Raw genomic sequence first — 19,335 nt, 5'->3', positions numbered from 1 at the left:
ATTTGCCAAAATTTGAGATTAGGTCTTTAATTACAATGTATGGTGGTGATTAATTCAAAATACTGTCATCACCGTATGTAATGATTAAAGAGTCTATATCGTGTAACAAAGTTATCGTGCTAGGAAATTTAGAGCAACAGAGATATTGGAGGCCTCAAATGGGCGTTATTGCTTGGATTATCTTTGGTTTAATCGCAGGTGTTTTAGCTAAATGGTTAATGCCTGGAACCTATCAAATGGGTTTTATCATGACGACCGTATTGGGGATTGTCGGGGCGGTTGTCGGGGGATATATCAGCACATTCTTTGGTAAAGGCAAGGTGGATGGCTTTAATTTCGGTAGTTTTGTGGTTGCCGTGATCGGCGCCATTGTCGTGCTATTCCTTGCGGGAATGTTTATTAAGTAGCATTTCTAGGGGCATCATTATCAAGGGTCGGTTTTTTACCACTGCACAATTTACTATTTATTAAAGCCACTTATTATGATGTTCGCTAAATAATGAGTGGCTTTAATTTTTTAATTTTCATCTTACTTTGCTACATGAATTTATGTATTGATGATTTATCAAATGCCGTAATTTCAAATAACTGAGTCAATAATCTATCATCATGAACTGTGTTCCAAGTGATGCAATTATTTTCAATTAATGTGAGCGAAAATTTTACTGCAGAGTTATGTGTTTCAGTATAATGATTAAACTCAAGAGTGCGATATGAGTATAAGTAAAAAGCCATGTTATCTAAGTTTGTTGTATTATAGCAGCTGAGAATACAGAAGTTTGGAGATTGATTAATAGCTGGATGGATATCTTTTGTTTGCTCCCATTCTATTTGGCGTTTTAAACTTTTTAAAAATACGTTAGATATGACTTTGTGTTCTGTTGGGTTCATTATTTTTCTCTCATATTTTTCTGGCTGAAATATCAATGATATTATCAATATAATTAAGTAGAAGATTTACTTCATCTAACATATCAAAACATAGGCTAATATCTAGTTCATGGTGATTTTTTATTGATGTAATTCTTGTGATTTTTCTTTTGTATTGTTTTATTGAGGATATTAGTTTTTTATCTTTAGAGTCAATAAATAGAATGTAATGGTGTAAGGATTGTATTCTACTATGTAATTTCCTTCTATGCATTTCTTCATGGAAGGTATTTTTATTATGAACTTCTGATAAATATTTATAATAATCATCAAGTAGCTTAGATAACTTCTCCTTATGAAAATAAATCGATGCCTTACGATTAAACTTAATCGTTAATCTTGATGTTTGTAGTAGAACCCATAAAGTTGCAGCGGTACCTACAAAGGTAGATAACGTCCCTAGATTTATTACCCAGAGTTCCCATATTGTATTCATTAATTATTAGCTCCATAAAAATAGAGTAATAGAAAGCGTAATTAATTAGATTAATTTTTATAATATTAGATTTAAATAGAAAAAATAAATCCCCTCATAATTAGCGCGTATTTATGAGGGAATAAAAAATGATTAAGGTTCGATTGGTAACCCGTTGTCTTGCCCCCATTGTGCCCATGAACCATCATAGAGGCGCACATGTGGGTTACCTAATAATACCAATGCCAGTAAAACTACGGCAGCCGTCATGCCGGAGCCACAGGTTGTGACTGTAGGTGCGGTAATATCAACACCTTGCTGCGCAAAAATAGCTTTTAACTGTTCAGGAGATTTATATTCCCCATTATCCACTAATAAATCCCAAGGCACATTTTTACTGCCTGGAATATGACCCATCCTTAAACCCGGACGAGGTTCAGGGGCTTGAGCCAGAAAACGGGCAGCCGCACGCGCATCAATAATTTGGATTTTACCTTCAGTGGCAACCTCTAACATTTGCTGTTGATTCAGCGCATTAGCATCTTGTCTATCAGCAATAAAGGTTTGAGCTGCGGGTGGGGTGACTTTGCCGGATTGGGTTGCGAAACCAGCTGCTTTCCATGCGTTAATTCCGCCCGCTAAAATTTTAACCTGTTTACAGCCTAAAGTACGGAAAGTCCACCATGCACGCGGAGATGAAAATAAATTATTTTGTGCGTAAATAATGACTTGGGTTTGATTATTAATCCCCATTGCCCCAACAGCTTGACTAAATGTGGCGGCGTCAGGGAGCATATGAGGTAAGTCGCAGCTCTTATCGGCGACTTCATCTTGATTAAAAAATTGAGCTTGGGGAATATGCTCATCAAGGTAGCTTTGGTAGCAATCATAAGGGGCGGTAGGTGGTGGCGTAGAGACATCAAGCACAATAATATTACTGCCTGAAAGGTGTGAATTTAACCACTCTGGTGTTACAAAATAATCGTTGTACATCATAACTCACCGTCCCGTTTGATTAATAATGGATGATTACTGGATCTGATTAGGTGCAGGTAATATCGATGGCGATTGAGCCTGATTTTGCTCTATAGGTGTCGTGGAGCGGGTGTAAATATTCATCCCAGCAAGCACAATACCCCCAATAGAACTCAATGCGCATAATGCGCACAGTGCGATGACGACTTTTTTCATTTTTATTAGCCTGATTTGACACGAAGATGCCAAAGTATAACTGGATGGTGATAGCAAACAAGTTTTACGGGGTATTTTCTTGGCTTGATTTGGTGTTTTGCGAAAGGCTTTCCAGAATTTGTGTATAATGGAAATTAATACAGTAGTTTTGCGAAGGGTTTCGCAAAAGAGAAACGGGGGCTTTCCAGCCTCTTTTTTGATTGGTTATCATCTCCTTTTTACTTGGTCTTCTGCGTATCTATGCCTCTGTCAAATAAAATCAAAGAACAAATCACCCAATGGTATAAGGGGTTATCTAATCAAATTGAGGGATTCGTCTCTCGGGCACCTCAGCGGCAGATGATTGCTGAAGTGGCGAAAAATTTGTCGGATGCAGAAGGGCGTCATTTAGTTATTGAAGCACCCACTGGGGTGGGAAAAACCTTATCCTATTTGATACCAGGCATTGCGGTTGGGCGCGAAGAAGGCAAAACCTTGGTCGTGAGTACCGCCAACGTTGCCCTACAAGATCAAATATTCAGTAAGGATTTGCCATTACTGAGCAAAATTATCCCTGACTTAAAATATACAGGCGCATTTGGGCGAGCGCGTTATGTGTGCCCCCGAAATTTAGAAGCTATCTGCGCTGCGGAAGGGGAACAAATTGATTTAATGCTGTTGGTGGAAGACAAAACTGAAATTGCCAACAGCGAAGAGAGAGCGCAATGCCAGCAATTACGCAATGATTTTCATAGCTTTGCTTGGGATGGCTTGCGTGACCACCATAAAAAAGCATTTAGCGATAGTCTATGGCGTAAAGTTAGCACCGATAAGATGAACTGTCTTGGGCGTAATTGTCAGTTTTATCAACGATGTCCCTTTTTTATTGCCCGTCGTGAAATTGAAGATGCAGATGTGGTTGTTGCTAACCACGCTTTAGTTATGGCGGCAATGGAAACAGAATCGGTATTACCGGATCCCAAAAAATTATTGTTAGTTCTTGATGAAGGGCATCACGTTCCCGATGTGGCGAGAGATGCCTTAGAAGTGGAGGGGGAAATTACGCTAGTTCAGCTTACCGCGCAGGTGGATAATTTTATTCACCATGTGGGGCAGTATGTGGCGCAGTTCCGCCCTGCAAAGCCACCTAAGTTAACTAATCCCGATAAGCTACAGCAACACGCCGAAAAATTGCGAGAATGTTTCCGTGATTTTTCATTGTTAGCGAACGGATTATTACCGGAAACATCCAAAGAGTCAGAATATTTGTTCCCAATGGGGATCTTGCCCGAGGTAATGCAGCAATGTTGCCAAGAGCTATTTAAGCTCACAGATGCATTGCGTGGGCTATCAGAGGCGATTCTTAGTGACTTAACGGAACAAACGGCAAAGCAAGATATTGTGCGTTTACACCGTTCAATTTTAGTGACAAGCCGAGCTATGGGTTATTTTGAAAATATGACCAAATTGTGGCGCTTAGCCTCACTTGATCAAAGCTCGGGAGCACCTGTTTCGAAGTGGCTTAGCCGCCGTTATGAGAAAAATCAGTCCCGGATTTTTATGCATTGCGCAGGGATCCGCGTGAGTGAGCAGTTACAACATTTATTATGGAAAAATGTGCCTCATATTGTGGTGACATCGGCAACGCTTCGCTCTTTGAACAGCTATTCACGTTTTATGGAATTAACGGGGTTATCCGAAAAGAGTGATGACCGTTTTGTGACGCTCACCTCGCCGTTTAATCATGTTGAGCAGGGTAAATTGGTGATCCCAAAAATGCAGCATGAGCCAACCATGGCAACTGAAGCTGAGCATTTAAAAGAGATGGCAACTTATTTTCGCCATCAATTTACCGAAAGTGACCATCGTGGGGTATTGATCTTATTTAGTAGCCAGCGAGCGATGGACGGGTTTCTTGAACATGTGAAGGATTTGCGCCTTCAACTCTTAGTGCAGGGGGATCAGCCACGCTACCGTTTAGTGGAGACGCACTGTGAACGTATTAAACAAGGGCAAAAAAGCGCGTTAATCGGCTTACAATCATTTGCGGAAGGGTTGGATTTAAAAGGCGAATTTTTAACCCAGGTGCATATTCACAAGATTGCATTTCCACCTGTGACAAACCCAGTGATTATTACTGAAGGGGACTGGCTGAAGTCCTTAAAGCGTTATCCATTCGAGGTACAAAGTTTACCTAGCGCTTCATTTAATTTGATCCAGCAAGCAGGGCGTTTGATTCGTAGTCATGAATGTTATGGTGAAATTATCATTTATGATAAACGCTTATTAACCAAAAACTATGGTAAACGTTTATTAAATTCGTTACCCATTTTCCCTATTGAACAACCTGAAATGCCAACATCAGAGAAGTAAGATGATAAATAAATTGAGGCCACCGAAGTGGTCTCATGGTCAATATATTGACTCTGTTTTACGACACTACTCAATATTGGCTTCTAATAACCACAGGAATTTATCCAGATCGCGAGAGGCGGCGGTAAACATATCTGCGGTATTTTCATCTTCAACTTCGTCGATGGCTTTACGAACATCATTCGCAACAACGGCATATCGTTCTGCCAACGCTTTTAAATGGTCTTGTACAGAATGAATATCCAAAGGATAAGCTTCTAACGACGTGAATTTATTGACTTGTTGTGATGTTCCTGTGGCGACGCCACCCAACTGAACCGCACGTTCAGCGAACTCATCCAAGTGCCCGACGATACTATCTCTAAAGCCATCTAGCATCTCATGTACCGCGATAAAGTTACGTCCGCGCATGTTCCAATGGGCTTGTTTAGTGATTAAAGAGAGATCGGTGAAATGGATAACCATCATGTTTAAGATACCGATGGTTTCTAATTTAACACTATCTTCAATATCATTACGGGTATATAAAAGTTCAGTTGAAGAGGTTTTAAATAATTTTGCAGTATTCATAGAATTTCCTCTCTTAAATATAAATTGATTCAATTATCTTGTCTGCTTATAAATATAGAGTGTAAAGCTAAGAATGTCATAAAGTAATAATCTATTACTTTAATAGGCAAGGTGATGATATTTTTTTGAGATATTTTTTTATTTAGGTTTTATCAATTGAATCTATCGGTGTGACATTTCAAATAAATGAATATTACCTTACAAGATAATGAAATAGAGAAATGAGTAAAAAAGCAAAAAGGCTAATAGAAATACCTATTAGCCTTTGATAAAAGTGAAGATGACGTAATTATTTACGATACTTTTTCAATCTTTGATTTGGGTACCGAAGTTGATGTTGAACCAATAGACGCGCATACAATACACAGCAGCGCTAACCACTGGGTCATAGTTAAATGCTCTTGCAGGAAGACAATGCCTAAGAATGCCCCCATACAAGGTTCTAGGCTCATTAGGGTACCAAAGGTTTTTGCGGGTAGCTTGGTTAACGCTATCATCTCTAACGTATACGGGAATGCGGTCGATAAAATCGCAACTCCTAAAGCTAAAGGTAGAATGGCAGGGTCAAACATCGCTTCAACTCCAGTTTGCATTAATCCAATTGGGAAGAAAATCAGCGCAGAAATCAGCGAACCCACGGCAACCGTTGCGGCACCATAGCCTGCACCAGCACGTTGCCCAAAGATAATATAAATCGCCCAACAGACACCTGCACCTAAAGCATAAGCGGCACCAACCAGGTCGAGAGAGTCAATGTTATTGCCGATAGGCAGTAAGAACAGGAGCCCGGCAATCACGAGCCCAATCCATAAAAAATCGATAGGGCGGCGAGAAGAAAACATCGCAACGGCTAATGGGCCCGTAAACTCAAGTGCGACCGCAATCCCTAAAGGGATACGCTCAAGTGCTAAATAAAACAGGTAGTTCATGGTTCCGAGAGATAAACCATAAGCAAGCAGTGGTCCCAGTGAGCTTTTTCTGAAATTTAAACGCCATGGTTTAAAGATCACGCACAAAATAATCGTGGCAAGCAACAAACGTAAACCGGTAACACCTGGTGCGCCGATAAGTGGGAACAATGTTTTAGCTAAAGAGGCCCCGCTTTGGATTGACATCATTGCCAATAATAGCAAGCCTATCGGTAATAGCGGAAAAACACTCTTTTTAGTATCGGCAGACATGAATAAAAAACCTCAAAAAAACGTTGGGAACGTCGATAAAACCCACACTGTATATACAGATAAAATGGGTAAATCTAAATAATAATGGTGGTTTGTTGGGATATTTACCCTAAGCCAGCAAATTGGCGTGAATTATCTCATAGAATTCATGCAGATTATATTGCTTTGTTTAGAGTGGAGAATTCATCGTATTATTTAATATTGGATAACGAATAAAAATAAAATAATGTGAGTTGAGCTTCTTTGTGGGTACCGTATAATTTTGTGCTTACAAGAATGATAATAGGAATGAAAATAGAACATGAAAAAAATTAAAAGTGTTGCGGTTTATTGTGGTTCTAGCCTAGGTGTTAACGAGATTTATCAAAAACAAGCCATTGAGTTTGCAAAAGAGTTGGTAAAACGTGATATCGCTTTAGTCTACGGTGGGGCGAGTGTTGGGTTGATGGGAACGGTTGCCGATATGGTATTATCTTTAGGTGGTAAGGCTATTGGCGTGATCCCATCCCTGCTTGAAGAGCGTGAAATCTCTCATAAAAATCTGACCGAATTGTACAAAGTCGACACCATGCATCAGCGTAAAAGCAAAATGATTGAATTAGCTGACGGTTTTGTCGCAATGCCAGGCGGTTATGGCACTTTAGAAGAATACAGTGAAGTGTTCACATGGAGCCAAATTGGTTTACATACAAAGCCTTGCGGGTTATTCAATATTAATAATTACTGGCAGCCGTTGATTGATATGACCAATAAAATGGCGGATGAGGGCTTTTTACATGAAAAATATCGTCATATGGCGATTGTGGAATCATCCCCTGCCAGTTTATTAGACCTGTTTGAAACCTATGTAGCGCCACCTGTAAAAACCTACGAAAAATAAATAATTATCCATTTACCCCTTTTTTCTAAATAGCTGCGTGCCAAAATCAGCACAAGATCTAAACGCGGGATTATGGCATAATGCGCGGCTATTTATTCTTATCAGACTTCAAGTCGGCGAGATAAGGGCACTTAAGCCAATCTCGGGGCGACTCTACAAAGATCAATTTAAGGCATCGCAGTGTTAACAACCAACAATATCACTATGCAGTTTGGCAGTAAGCCGCTGTTTGAAAACATCTCAGTTAAATTCGGTACCGGTAACCGCTATGGTCTGATCGGTGCGAATGGTGCGGGTAAATCCACATTTATGAAAATTCTGGGTGGGGATTTAACGCCAACCGCAGGGAATGTGAGCACCACGGATCCTAACGAGCGTTTAGGTAAATTACGCCAAGACCAGTTTGCATTCGAAGAGTTCACCGTTCTAGATACCGTTATCATGGGACATGCTGAGCTTTGGGATGTAAAGCAAGAGCGTGACAGAATTTATGCGATGCCAGAAATGAGCGAAGAAGATGGCTATCGCGTTGCGGATCTCGAGGTGGCTTACGGTGAGATGGATGGCTATAGCGCGGAAGCGCGTGCGGGTGAGCTGTTATTAGGCGTCGGTATTCCAGTTGAGCAACATTATGGTCCAATGAGCGAAGTGGCGCCGGGTTGGAAACTGCGTGTGCTATTGGCTCAGGCATTGTTTGCAGACCCAGATATTCTGTTACTTGATGAACCGACGAACAACTTGGATATCGATACCATCCGTTGGTTAGAGCAAGTGCTGAATGACCGTAACTGCACCATGGTCATCATTTCCCATGATAGACACTTCTTAAACACCGTTTGTACGCACATGGCGGACTTAGACTACGGTGAGCTGCGTTTATTCCCAGGTAACTACGATGAATACATGATCGCAGCAACTCAAGCGAGAGAGCGTCTGTTATCTGATAACGCCAAGAAGAAAGCGCAAATTGCTGAATTACAATCGTTCGTCAGCCGTTTCAGTGCTAACGCATCAAAATCGAAACAAGCAACGTCTCGTGCTCGTCAAATTGATAAAATTCAATTGGATGAAGTTAAAGCTTCTAGCCGTCAAAACCCATTCATTCGTTTTGAACAAGAGAAAAAACTGTTCCGTAATGCTCTAGAATTAGAAGCGGTCACTAACGGTTATGATCAAGGTCCTCTGTTTAAAAATGTGAACCTGCTAATGGAAGTGGGTGAAAAGATGGCCGTTATCGGTGCTAACGGTATCGGTAAAACCACATTCTTAAAAACCTTAGTCGGTGAGCAACCTGCGACAAGCGGAATCGTCAAATGGTCTGAAAACCATAACATTGGTTATTATGCGCAAGACCACGCAGAAGACTTCGATACTGACCTGAATGTATTTGACTGGATGAGCCAGTGGAAAAATGAAGGGGATGACGAGCAAGCGGTCCGGAGTATTTTAGGTCGTTTACTGTTCTCTCAAGATGATATCAAGAAAAAAGTGTCGGTCTTATCCGGTGGTGAGCAAGGTCGTATGTTATTTGGTAAGTTGATGATGCAACAGCCAAATATCTTGATTATGGATGAACCGACCAACCACTTAGATATGGAATCCATTGAATCGTTGAACTTAGCGTTAGAAATGTATCAAGGAACGCTGATTTTCGTTTCTCATGACCGTGAGTTTGTGAGTTCACTGGCAACGCGTATTCTTGAAATTAAAGAAGATAAAGTCATTGATTTCAAAGGTACTTATGACGAGTATTTGAAAAGCCAAGGCGTTGTTATCTAATCTTGCTTGAATCAAAAAATAGCCCCGCCGGAGTGATACCCGCGGGGCTATTTTTATTTAGCCGTTCAAAATGGCAGAACCGCCTCAAAATTAGTTTTTCTTCACAAACTCAGATTTCAGTTTCATTTGACCGAAGCCATCGATTTTACAATCGATATTGTGGTCGCCTTCCACTAAACGAATACCTTTAACGCGGGTACCGATTTTCAGCATTGAAGAGCTACCTTTCACTTTAAGATCTTTGATTACGGTAACGGTATCGCCATCAGCTAATAAGTTGCCATTCGCATCTTTTACGATGAGCTCATCAATGTCTGCAACTGGCTCAGCATCATTCCATTCGTGTGCGCACTCAGGGCAGATGTACATATCGTTGTCAGTATAGGTGTATTCAGACTGACATTTTGGGCAAGGAGGTAATGACATATTTATATTCTCAGTGATGACTAACTTCTCAGTGACGATGAATGTAGTCATAGTTCAAACCAGTAGGGATAACGAGGTTCCCCGAAAGGGGGATAGTATAAGACCAAAGACAAGATAAATGAATTTTTAAGATTATTCCTAATTTTATCTTGATAAAAAGTGAGATAGAAAAATGGCGAGACTCAGCTCGCCATGGATAATCTCAAGAGCAGACCTCACAGTGGGGGTCTTTATTGAGCTTAAATTGACGGAAATCGAGCGTCATCGCATCAAATAACAGCACTTTCCCAACATTAACTTTGCCGTATTGCGCCAGCAATTTGATGGTTTCCATCGCTTCTAATGTGCCAATTGTCCCCACCAGTGGCGCCATCACGCCTGCCTCTACACATGTCAGGCTGTTTTCTCCAAACAGTCGGCTTAGGCAGTGATAGCAAGGCATTCCTTCTTCGTAGGTAAATACGGAAAGTTGCCCTTCCATACGAATCGCGGCACCCGAAACAAAAGGGATTTTGTGCTTAAAGCAGAGGCGATTAAGCTGCTCACGAATGGCAACATTATCCGTGCAATCTAAGATCACATGATTCTGCTGAACTAATTGCTCTAGCTCAGGATCATCCAATTGTGCGTTAACCGTATCAATCTGGATATGGGGATTGATGGCAGCTAGCTGTGCTTTTGCTGAATCCACTTTAGGCTCACCGATAGTGGCGTCGCGGTGCAGGGTTTGACGCTGTAAGTTTGATAGGGAAACCGTATCAAAATCTACGAGGGTTAAATGCCCAACACCCGCTGCAGCAAGGTATTGCGTCGCAGCACAGCCAAGTCCACCAAGCCCAACGACCAAGACTTTACCAGCCTTCAGCTTTTCCTGCCCGTCAAAATCGAAGCCGCGTAAGATAATTTGGCGGTTATAACGCAGCATTTCCTGATCAGTTAGCTCATACACAGTCTTACTCACTTTTTAATAAATAATTGAACATTTCCACATCAACCATTTCGCCTGAAGCTACTTTTCCCCGCTCACGTTCTAATACGATAAAGCAGTTTGCTTGGCTAAAAGAACTGAAAACATGTGAGCCTTGGTGTCCAGTGGTTGCCACTTGTAGCTGACCTTGTTCATCGACGCTTAGAATTCCTCTTTGGAAATCAAGGCGTCCCGGTGATTTTTTCAGCGGTGTAGTGACAGGAACTTTGAAGCGGACAGGGGCTTTCCATTGGCTATGACCACAGAGGCGAGCAATTAATGGCTGAACTAACTGGTAGAAAGTCAGTGCGGCAGAGACAGGATTACCCGGTAAGCCACAGAACCACGCTGAACTGAGTTTACCAAAAGCAAAAGGTTTACCCGGCTTGATGGCTAATTTCCAAAAACCAATTTCACCCAGTTCATCCAAAATTTGTTTAGTGTAATCCGCTTCACCGACAGAGACGCCGCCGCTGCTGATAACTAAATCAGCACATTGGTTAGCTTCAATAAAGGTTTGCTTGAGTTTTTCGGGTGAATCGGGGATCACGCCGAAATCCAGCACATCACAATTGAGTTTTTCTAACATTAAGCGAACGGCAAAACGGTTGGTGTCATAAATTTGACCTTCAGCCAGAGGTTCGCCTACTGCTTGAAGCTCATCACCAGTTGAGAACACGGCAACTTTCAAACGGCGCTGGACAGTAACATTCGCAATTCCGAGAGACGCTATCAATGGAAGCTGTGCGGTGGACAATAAGGTTCCCGCTGGGAATACCGCGCTACCTTGGGCAATATCTTCGCCAGCTTTACGAATATTATTTCCTTGCTTGAAACTTTCCGTAAAAATAATCCCTTGGTCAGTTTGTTCTGTTGCTTCTTGCATGACAACAGTATCAACGCCTTCTGGAATAGGCGCTCCCGTCATGATGCGCACGCAGCTACCTGCGGGTAATTTCCCTTCCATTGGGTTGCCAGCAAATGATTTTCCAGCGACGGGCATCGGGGTTTTTCCATCCCAATCAGCAAAGCGAAAACCATAACCATCCATCGCGGAGTTATCGAACGGCGGGACATTTATAGGAGATATGAGGTCTTCGGCAATAATACGTTGGGCAGACTCAGTTAATGGAATGATTTCAGTGCTAGTGACCACTGTGGTGTTTGAAAGTAATTTTTCTAATGCAAGCTCTAGTGAAATCAAACCGTTAGTATGACACTGGTCCATAAATCGTTACCCCTTAATCTTGTTATTGGCCTTAGAGGCTTAAAATAAATTGTTGGCGGTATTATGTCAGATATAGCGCATTGGGTGAATGAATAGAAATTGATTACTGATAGCTTTTGAGTGGATAGTTTGTGTCATTTGAGTCACGCATTGCGTTGTTTTAATAAACTCGTTATCGAATAACACGATTTTTGCTAAAACAGATCCATCAAAAAGGCTAAAATAAAGCATGTTATTAATCGCATTTAAATAATGAGATAGTTATTTAAATTGCAAGGAGTATTCTGGATCGAGTCGCGCGATAACCTGCAAATATTTCATGCTGTTGATAGATGTATTACTGGATTATCTGCACTTGCTGCTTTAGAGTACCGCGCACACCTGCATTTTTATAAAAATAGCGTTATACCATCTGTGGAGGATCCTATGTCATCTCTGAGTAAAGAGGCCGAATTAGTTCATGCTGCTTTGGAAGCAAGAGGGCTTGAAACCCCATTACGAATCCAGCCAAAATCCGGAGAGGATCGTAAGCAGCTGATTGAAGGGCATATGACCGAAATTATGAAGTTGCTGAACTTAGATTTAACCGATGATAGCTTGGCGGATACCCCGCGCCGTATCGCAAAAATGTATGTGGATGAGATTTTTTCAGGTCTTGACTACGCAAACTTCCCAAAAATCACATTAATTGAAAATAAAATGAATGTGGATGAAATGGTCACTGTGCGTGATATTACTCTGACCAGTACGTGTGAGCATCACTTTGTGACGATCGACGGTAAAGCGATTGTGGCATACATCCCTAAAGACAAAGTAATTGGTTTATCGAAAATCAACCGTATTGTGCAGTTTTTTTCACAGCGCCCACAAGTTCAAGAACGTTTAACTCAGCAAATTTTAGTGGCTCTGCAAACGTTATTAGGCACCATGAATGTCGCGGTTTCTATTGATGCCGTTCACTACTGTGTGAAAGCCCGTGGTATACGTGATGCGACGAGTGCAACGACCACAACATCATTGGGTGGGCTGTTCAAGTCTAGCCAAAATACACGTCAAGAATTCTTACGTGCGGTTCGCCATCTCTAATTTATGACCTCTACCGTTTCAGTTGCCCCTAAAAGCCGTATCGGGCAACTTGATACAGTACGTGGCATTGCCATCCTTGGTATTTTATTGCTGAATATCTTTGGATTCGCATTACCACAAGCGGCCTATCTTAATCCCTATTACACCCCTGAAGTATCATCTTCTGATGCGGCGGTTTGGGTGTTTTTTAATCTTTTCTTTCAAGGGAAGTTTCTGGGTATTTTCTCCCTACTTTTTGGCGCTACATTAGGCTTACTAAGTTATCGCGCAATATTGTGGCAACGTAGCCGACTGATTATTTTAGCGATTATTGGATTGATTCATGGAATTGGTTTTTGGGATGGGGATATTCTTCTCGCCTATTCCTTGACGGGGCTGATTGCAATAATGGTGATGCCACACTATGCGGCTTCAACATTATTGAAAATTGCTATTTCTATCTATTTGATTGGTTTGGTTATTCTATTTGCCATTGGCAGTAATGTAGTGGATACCAGTTTTTGGCAGATCACAGCAGACCAAGCGTTTCTTGATGTTTGGCAACATCGCATTGGCGGAATGACGGGGATCGCATATCGCGCGGGTGAAGTGGCGATGATGGTTGAATTGCTGGTGATCCAGTATGGCTGGCAACTGGTTGCAATGATGATCCTTGGGGCGCTGTTACTGAAAAATGGTTGGCTAAAAGGGCAGTTTACCGAGCAGCATTATCGCCGAATAGCCATTATATTAATTCTCCCAGCGGTAGGGATTCAGTCCGTGGCTCTCTATGTTCAAAGTCTTTTCGGTTGGCGTTACTTTGATACCTCGATTGTTGGTTATATCATTAATGAATTATCGGTGCCGTTTCAGTCTTTGGGCTATATTGCGTTAGTGTATGGGTTTTGGGGGGCATTGAGCCGAAGTGTGCTCGCGAAAGCACTGCAAAATGTAGGGCGGATGGCACTGAGTAATTACTTACTTCAAACACTGATTTGTACCACTATTTTTTACCATTTGGGCTATTTTTATCAGTTTACCCGAGTGGAACTGTTAGCGTTCATTCCACCCATTTGGTGTGCCAATTTACTGTTTTCTTACTGCTGGTTGAGCTTCTTTAAGCAAGGGCCTGTGGAATGGTGTTGGCGACGACTGACAGACAAACTGTTTTATCTTTTAAATCGCCATTCACCATCCGAACATTAATTGAGTTTGTTTAGCTCATCGGGGGTTACTGCAGGGTAGCCCTTTGTGCCATCGGGCATTTTTATTGGAGCAGGAATGGATTCTTGTTCCCCTAAAAATTTAGGTTCACGCTGGAGAATATAGAGATCGGCGAGTGCACCTAAACGGGCAAACACTTCACGTATCCGCACTTTAAACATACCTTCTGGCGTCGGTACCGCTAAACATTGGGCATCAATCCCTTTGTGCTTAGCAATGAATAGCGCTCTTTCACAATGAAAACGCTGAGTGATAATAGTGAAGTTATCGGTATCGAACACTTTTTTCGTACGAACCACGGAGTCTAAGGTTCTAAAGCCGGCAAAGTCGAGCACAATTTTTGAAGCGGGAACACCCGCTTTGATGAGGTCTTTACGCATGGCGATAGGCTCATTGTAATTGTGCGCGCCGTTGTCACCGCTCAGGAGTAAATACTTCACTTTGCCGCTGTGATAGGCATCCGCAGCACCTTTAATTCGATAGGTGTAATAGAGGTTAGTGGCACCGGAGGCATAATATTTCGATGTGCCGAGAACCATCCCAACATCGCGGGCAGGCAGTTGCTCTACATCTTCATAGATATAGGGCGCGGTTTCCCAACTGATCCAGCGGTCGAGTAAAATAACAGTGGCGAAAGCTATCCCTGCTAGTATTAATAGACCATAAAGCAGACGTTTCCTCATGTCTTCGCCTTGAATAATTAATGCCTATAATAATTAATGGTAACAATTAATAGGCTACTTGACTTAATTTCGTGACGCAAGTCGCGTAACGTAAAATCGTGTCAATATGGCTCATAATGTTTCGGTTGACGATATTGTCTAAGACAATATCGTATAAGGTAATGGTATCGAATTGAAAAACAATAAGATGCCGTATATTGGTTTATTCGTTTGGTGTTCCACCAAAACAGAGTAATGGGCTGATAGTATTTCTATCGACGGATTTTTGTTTATCAACCACATAAAATGATTTTGGATAAGTCACCACCCAAGCGTTCTCCGTTTCAGCGATCCCTTGAATATAGTCACCGTTTGTTGGGATCGGCAGAACATTATGGATATTCAATGTCTTGAGGCTGGTGGTGACCAGCGGAACTTGGGCCTCACTAGGATATTGCGGCAAATAGTAAGCTTGGGTTAATGCCGTATTGATACCATATCGACCATACTGTATATCGCTATTATTTCCACACCAATGATATTCCGTGATAGGTGAGGTTGGTGCTGTGACATGAGCGAAAACAAAGCGAGTATCTGTCACCATCCAGATGGATTGGCTATCCGGTGTGAAATAAAACTCTCTAACAGAGTCATAATAATTCTCTACCGTAAACCACGGTTTTGCACTAAACGTAAGTGTTTGAGTATCTAACAGATAGGCAGCTTGGGTCACATTATCATACAGCGCTAAATGTTTTTCATCGGGGGAAAGCGCGGCGGGCATTTGAATGCCGAAAGCGCCTTGATACTCTTGGCTATCTGGGAAGGAGAGTTTTTTCTCGACAGTATTATTGGCAAGGTTAATCACTGCGATACTGTTTTCTACGCCGCTTGTGACAAATGCGCGAGGGCTATTTTTCATCACATAAATTTGGCGTGGGAAAAAGTTGGTTTCAATATTAGCTTCCACTTTTTGCGTGTCGATATCAATCACACTGACGCTATTTGGTTGAAGTGAAGCAACATACAGTTTCTTTCCATCGGTGCTGAGCGAAGCCCCATAGGCACCCATTCCACGGCAGCGATTAGAGCTGCAACCCGTTTCATTTTTAGGTAATGGAAGCTGGATAGTAAATAGGAGTTTCCAATCACCATTAGCAGAAGAGTAAGCACTAACCAGGTTGGCTTCTTCATCCGTGATAAAGACTCGCTGGTGGGCATCATCACTGAGAATAAAGCTTGGTTCAATTAATTGAGGGGCTTGAACTTGAATGCCGGAAACTTGCTCTTCAGATTGCGCTGCGGGAAGTGATGCAAGCTCCTTTTCGGCAGCTTTTTCCATCACTCGCTTAGCTTGCTCTGCTTTGGCTGAGTTAAGTTCTTTATCCAGTTCTTGGTAGATAAATTCACGCTCAGCAACAAGATCTTCATCGGTCGAAAATGATTGCTGGTGGATAACGAGCGCTAAAATACCCCCCATGATTAACACGACGAGTAAATCTAATACGTATTTTTTGGCAGGAATGAGAACGAAAGCAAAGCCGATTACGGCACCTGCAAGCGCGCCACCAATATGGGCTGCATTATCGACCCCCGATTGCATCCCGTTAATTAAGGTTAATGCAATCATGGCAATAATATTATAGAGCGGGCGCTTAAGGGTATCGCGAGCATCTTTAGTGAGGTCAGGATTGTTAAGCTGTTTTAAGAGATCAATCACCGATGCAGCGGCGAGACCCATAATAGCCCCAGAAGCGCCTAAACTGACGGTGATATAGACGGTATTATCATTTTGCAGCAGGCTGCTCCATGACATCATATCAAAGCGACGCATTGCACTGTTTAAGGCTTCTTGATATTGCCAAGCTGCACTGACAAACGACCCGACAATCCCTGCAAATAGGTAGATGGCAAGGTAACGGAATTTACCAAAAGCGCGTTCACATTCAATACCAATAACCAGTAAGGCAAGGGTATTTAGCCCTAAATGTACCCATCCAGAATGCAGCACAATGCTAATAGGATAACGCCACCAATCACCGGTGAGAGAGAGTTGATAAACGCTTGCTCCGAAGAGCAACAAATTGTATTCCTGAGATTCAAGTGGTGCAGCAAAGTTAAGCTGATAAAAATAGACACCAATATTAAGAATCGTAATAAACAGTGTGAGTGCTATCGCCCATAGGGAAAATCTTCGCGTGTTTTTTTTCGGTGCAGATTCAGGCGGCGTTGATTCAGGTATGGTTGGCTCTGACATGAGCGAGTCCTATATAAACAGGTTATGTTTGCATCTTAAATAACTCTGGCGGCTATCTCAATCGCAAGTTATAGAAACGGGATACTTTCAGACAATGTTGAAATACAGAAAACAGAGAAAACAAAAAAAGAGCACCGAAGTGCTCTTTAATTTAGTAAAAACAATTAATTAGAATGAGGTACGTTTATAGACACGATATTCTGGTTTCCAGAAATTGTGCTCAATCGCTTCATCTAGAGCGCTATCAGATGTCATGGTCGCCACGCCTTGAACTTGCGCTTCTTTAGCCACTTGTTTTGCTATCACACGGGAGACATCTTGGATCTCAGATAACAGTGGTAATAGAGGACCTTCACCTTTTTGTGCCAGTGGTGAGCAGCTTGCTAATGCACGGCTTGCCGCCATCAACATGCCATCAGTCACACGTTTCGCACCGGATGCAATCACGCCTAAACCAATACCAGGGAAGATATAGGAGTTGTTGCATTGTGCGATAGCAAAGACTTTGTCTTTATAAGCCACTGGTGGGAATGGGCTACCTGTTGCCACTAATGCCTGGCCTTCAGTCCAGTTGATAATATCTTCTGGGCGCGCTTCAACACGAGATGTTGGGTTAGATAATGGCATCACGATTGGGCGAGGGCAGTGCTTGTGCATCTCTTTGATGATCTCTTCGGTGAATAGACCCGCTTGACCAGAAACACCAATCAGTACTGTTGGCTTCGCATTGCGCACGACATCTAACAGCGAAATAGAGTCACTATTGACATCCCAATCTTGCAAGTTAGCGCTGTTTTGCGTCAATTTGCTTTGGAAATCCAGCAAGTTTGGTAGTTTGTCTGTCAGTAATCCGAAACGGTCAACCATGTAGATGCGTGCACGCGCTTCTTCATCGCTTAAACCTTCTGATTTCATTTGAGCAATAATTTGCTCTGCGATACCACAGCCCGCGGAACCTGCGCCTAAGAATGTGACACGTTGGTCACTCAGTTTGCTGCCCGCTGCATGGCTAGCGGCAATTAAGCTACCCAGAGTCACGGAAGCGGTACCTTGAATATCATCGTTGAAGCAGCACAGCTCATCGCGATAGCGATTTAATAATGGCATCGCATTCTTCTGTGCAAAGTCTTCGAATTGCAGCAGCACATTTGGCCAGCGGCGTTTTACGGCTTGGATAAATTCTTCAAGGAATTCATCGTATTCTTCTCCAGTAATACGCGGATGACGCCATCCCATGTACAGTGGGTCATTCAGGCGTTGTGGGTTGTTGGTACCCACATCAATAACGACTGGTAAGGTATACGCAGGGCTAATCCCACCACAGGCGGTATACAGGGATAATTTACCGATTGGAATACCCATACCACCGATACCTTGGTCACCTAAACCAAGAATACGCTCGCCATCTGTCACAACGATAACTTTTACGTTTTGTTTGGTTGCGTTTTGCAGCATGTCATCGATGTATTCGCGGTTTGGATAAGAGATAAATAAACCACGCGCACGGCGATAGATATCAGAGAAATGTTCGCAAGCTTCACCCACAGTCGGGGTGTAAATGAGCGGCATCACTTCGGTTAAGTGTGCATCAATCAGGCGATAAAATAGGGTTTCGTTGGTGTCTTGAATATTACGCAGGTAGATATGCTTATCAATATCTGTTTTAAAATCAATTAATTGGCGATAAGCACGTTCAACTTGTTCTTCAATAGTTTCAACTTGTTCAGGCAGTAAACCATACAAGTTAAAATTAGCGCGTTCTTCTTCTGTAAAGGCGCTTCCTTTATTCAGTAAAGGAAATTCGAGTAAGATTGGACCAGCGTAAGGAATGTATAGGGGACGTTTTGTTTCGTGTTCATGTTCCATGAAATATCACTCTTCGGACGATTAGTAAGCAACAGTCAGGTTAGATCCTAAGCTAAACAAAAAATATGTACAGTAAATAATGCTACAAAACAGTTAAATTTTTTACTGAATATTATGGTTTATATGATAAGGAAATTATCTACAGAAGGGAATTTTAGACGGGATTTGTTTTACTATTACAACGAGTGGATCACGCTTATTTAAGTTCGCCGATGCTTTTAGCACGATATCAATCTTTTCAATGCAGTATATCATTTTGTTATAGGTTAAATTTATTTAACTGTTAGGTGGGGGATTAATGCTAATGGTGTGGTTGACCGCTAGATGCTTATCCTGCTAAAT

18 protein-coding genes and 1 pseudogene are annotated in these 19,335 nt (G+C 42.0%); 6 read left to right on the top strand and 13 right to left on the bottom strand.

Features of this window, described 5'->3' with window-relative positions:
• Positions 1-158: 158 nt before the first annotated feature.
• Positions 159-407, top strand: a complete 249-nt coding sequence (locus GKR48_RS14920; RefSeq protein WP_036949742.1) for a GlsB/YeaQ/YmgE family stress response membrane protein — start codon at positions 159-161, stop codon at positions 405-407.
• A gap of 130 nt (positions 408-537) precedes the next feature.
• Here GKR48_RS14920 and GKR48_RS18230 read toward each other — a convergent pair whose 3' ends face one another.
• The 4 genes from GKR48_RS18230 to GKR48_RS17775 all read right to left on the bottom strand — a co-directional run bounded on the left by GKR48_RS18230 (position 538) and on the right by GKR48_RS17775 (position 2,536).
• Entirely contained in the window at positions 538-891 is a 354-nt protein-coding gene (locus GKR48_RS18230; RefSeq protein WP_154628642.1) for a hypothetical protein, read from the bottom strand.
• 10 nt (positions 892-901) lie between these two features.
• Positions 902-1,366, bottom strand: coding sequence for a hypothetical protein (locus GKR48_RS14910; RefSeq protein WP_154628641.1), 465 nt, complete (start codon positions 1,364-1,366; stop codon positions 902-904).
• A gap of 132 nt (positions 1,367-1,498) precedes the next feature.
• The gene (sseA, locus tag GKR48_RS14905; protein WP_154628763.1) at positions 1,499-2,338 is read right to left on the bottom strand and encodes a 3-mercaptopyruvate sulfurtransferase; all 840 of its coding nucleotides are present in this window, start codon (positions 2,336-2,338) and stop codon (positions 1,499-1,501) included.
• Between the two features lie 36 nt (positions 2,339-2,374).
• Positions 2,375-2,536 (bottom strand): hypothetical protein, encoded by a 162-nt coding sequence (locus GKR48_RS17775; protein WP_165906914.1) that lies wholly within the window; start codon positions 2,534-2,536, stop codon positions 2,375-2,377.
• A gap of 240 nt (positions 2,537-2,776) precedes the next feature.
• Between GKR48_RS17775 and dinG the strand changes: the two genes are divergently transcribed.
• Positions 2,777-4,888 carry an ATP-dependent DNA helicase DinG gene (gene dinG, locus GKR48_RS14900; RefSeq protein ID WP_154628640.1) on the top strand — a complete coding sequence of 704 codons (2,112 nt, stop codon included), beginning with the start codon at positions 2,777-2,779 and terminating at the stop codon, positions 4,886-4,888.
• A 66-nt stretch (positions 4,889-4,954) separates the two neighbouring features.
• On the opposite strand, the gene dps is transcribed toward dinG, so the two are convergent.
• Together dps and rhtA are read right to left on the bottom strand one after the other, a co-directional pair.
• Positions 4,955-5,458, bottom strand: coding sequence for a DNA starvation/stationary phase protection protein Dps (dps, locus tag GKR48_RS14895; protein WP_154628639.1), 504 nt, complete (start codon positions 5,456-5,458; stop codon positions 4,955-4,957).
• A gap of 293 nt (positions 5,459-5,751) precedes the next feature.
• Positions 5,752-6,639, bottom strand: a complete 888-nt coding sequence (gene rhtA, locus GKR48_RS14890) for a threonine/homoserine exporter RhtA (protein ID WP_154628638.1) — start codon at positions 6,637-6,639, stop codon at positions 5,752-5,754.
• Positions 6,640-6,940: 301 nt separating this feature from the next.
• Here rhtA and GKR48_RS14885 point away from each other — a divergent pair, with 301 nt between their 5' ends.
• Together GKR48_RS14885 and GKR48_RS14880 are read left to right on the top strand one after the other, a co-directional pair.
• Positions 6,941-7,519: a TIGR00730 family Rossman fold protein gene (locus tag GKR48_RS14885; protein WP_154628637.1), complete on the top strand. Its 579-nt coding sequence runs from the start codon at positions 6,941-6,943 to the stop codon at positions 7,517-7,519.
• Positions 7,520-7,699: 180 nt separating this feature from the next.
• Positions 7,700-9,298, top strand: coding sequence for an ABC-F family ATPase (locus GKR48_RS14880; protein ID WP_272521289.1), 1,599 nt, complete (start codon positions 7,700-7,702; stop codon positions 9,296-9,298).
• 90 nt (positions 9,299-9,388) lie between these two features.
• Here GKR48_RS14880 and GKR48_RS14875 read toward each other — a convergent pair whose 3' ends face one another.
• The 3 genes from GKR48_RS14875 to moeA form a co-directional block, all read right to left on the bottom strand.
• Positions 9,389-9,724: a zinc ribbon domain-containing protein YjdM gene (locus tag GKR48_RS14875; protein WP_006662278.1), complete on the bottom strand. Its 336-nt coding sequence runs from the start codon at positions 9,722-9,724 to the stop codon at positions 9,389-9,391.
• A gap of 202 nt (positions 9,725-9,926) precedes the next feature.
• Complete coding sequence (gene moeB / locus GKR48_RS14870) at positions 9,927-10,673, bottom strand: molybdopterin-synthase adenylyltransferase MoeB (RefSeq protein ID WP_336431179.1); 747 nt, start codon at positions 10,671-10,673, stop codon at positions 9,927-9,929.
• A 4-nt stretch (positions 10,674-10,677) separates the two neighbouring features.
• A complete protein-coding gene (gene moeA, locus GKR48_RS14865; RefSeq protein ID WP_154628636.1) occupies positions 10,678-11,919 on the bottom strand; it encodes a molybdopterin molybdotransferase MoeA in 1,242 nt (413 codons plus the stop codon).
• 426 nt (positions 11,920-12,345) lie between these two features.
• Here moeA and folE point away from each other — a divergent pair, with 426 nt between their 5' ends.
• A complete protein-coding gene (gene folE / locus GKR48_RS14860) occupies positions 12,346-13,005 on the top strand; it encodes a GTP cyclohydrolase I FolE (RefSeq protein WP_036949713.1) in 660 nt (219 codons plus the stop codon).
• 3 nt (positions 13,006-13,008) lie between these two features.
• Entirely contained in the window at positions 13,009-14,190 is a 1,182-nt protein-coding gene (yeiB, locus tag GKR48_RS14855; RefSeq protein ID WP_154628635.1) for a DUF418 domain-containing protein YeiB, read from the top strand.
• On the opposite strand, the gene sanA is transcribed toward yeiB, so the two are convergent.
• The 4 genes and pseudogenes from sanA to GKR48_RS14840 form a co-directional block, all read right to left on the bottom strand.
• Positions 14,187-14,891, bottom strand: coding sequence for an outer membrane permeability protein SanA (gene sanA / locus GKR48_RS14850; protein WP_036949704.1), 705 nt, complete (start codon positions 14,889-14,891; stop codon positions 14,187-14,189). The genes yeiB and sanA overlap by 4 nt on opposite strands.
• A 202-nt stretch (positions 14,892-15,093) precedes the next feature.
• Positions 15,094-15,942 (bottom strand): YncE family protein, encoded by an 849-nt coding sequence (locus tag GKR48_RS17965; RefSeq protein ID WP_230088701.1) that lies wholly within the window; start codon positions 15,940-15,942, stop codon positions 15,094-15,096.
• A gap of 294 nt (positions 15,943-16,236) precedes the next feature.
• Positions 16,237-17,127, bottom strand: a pseudogene (locus tag GKR48_RS17960) (rhomboid family intramembrane serine protease); the annotation flags it as partial.
• Between the two features lie 168 nt (positions 17,128-17,295).
• Entirely contained in the window at positions 17,296-18,993 is a 1,698-nt protein-coding gene (locus GKR48_RS14840; protein WP_154628633.1) for an NAD-dependent malic enzyme, read from the bottom strand.
• Positions 18,994-19,335: the final 342 nt, after the last annotated feature.

This window comes from Providencia sp. wls1943, from assembly GCF_009706275.1.
Classification (GTDB): domain Bacteria; phylum Pseudomonadota; class Gammaproteobacteria; order Enterobacterales; family Enterobacteriaceae; genus Providencia; species Providencia zhijiangensis.
Note: the sequence above shows the minus strand (reverse complement) of the source record. Positions and strands in the feature narration are given on the sequence as shown.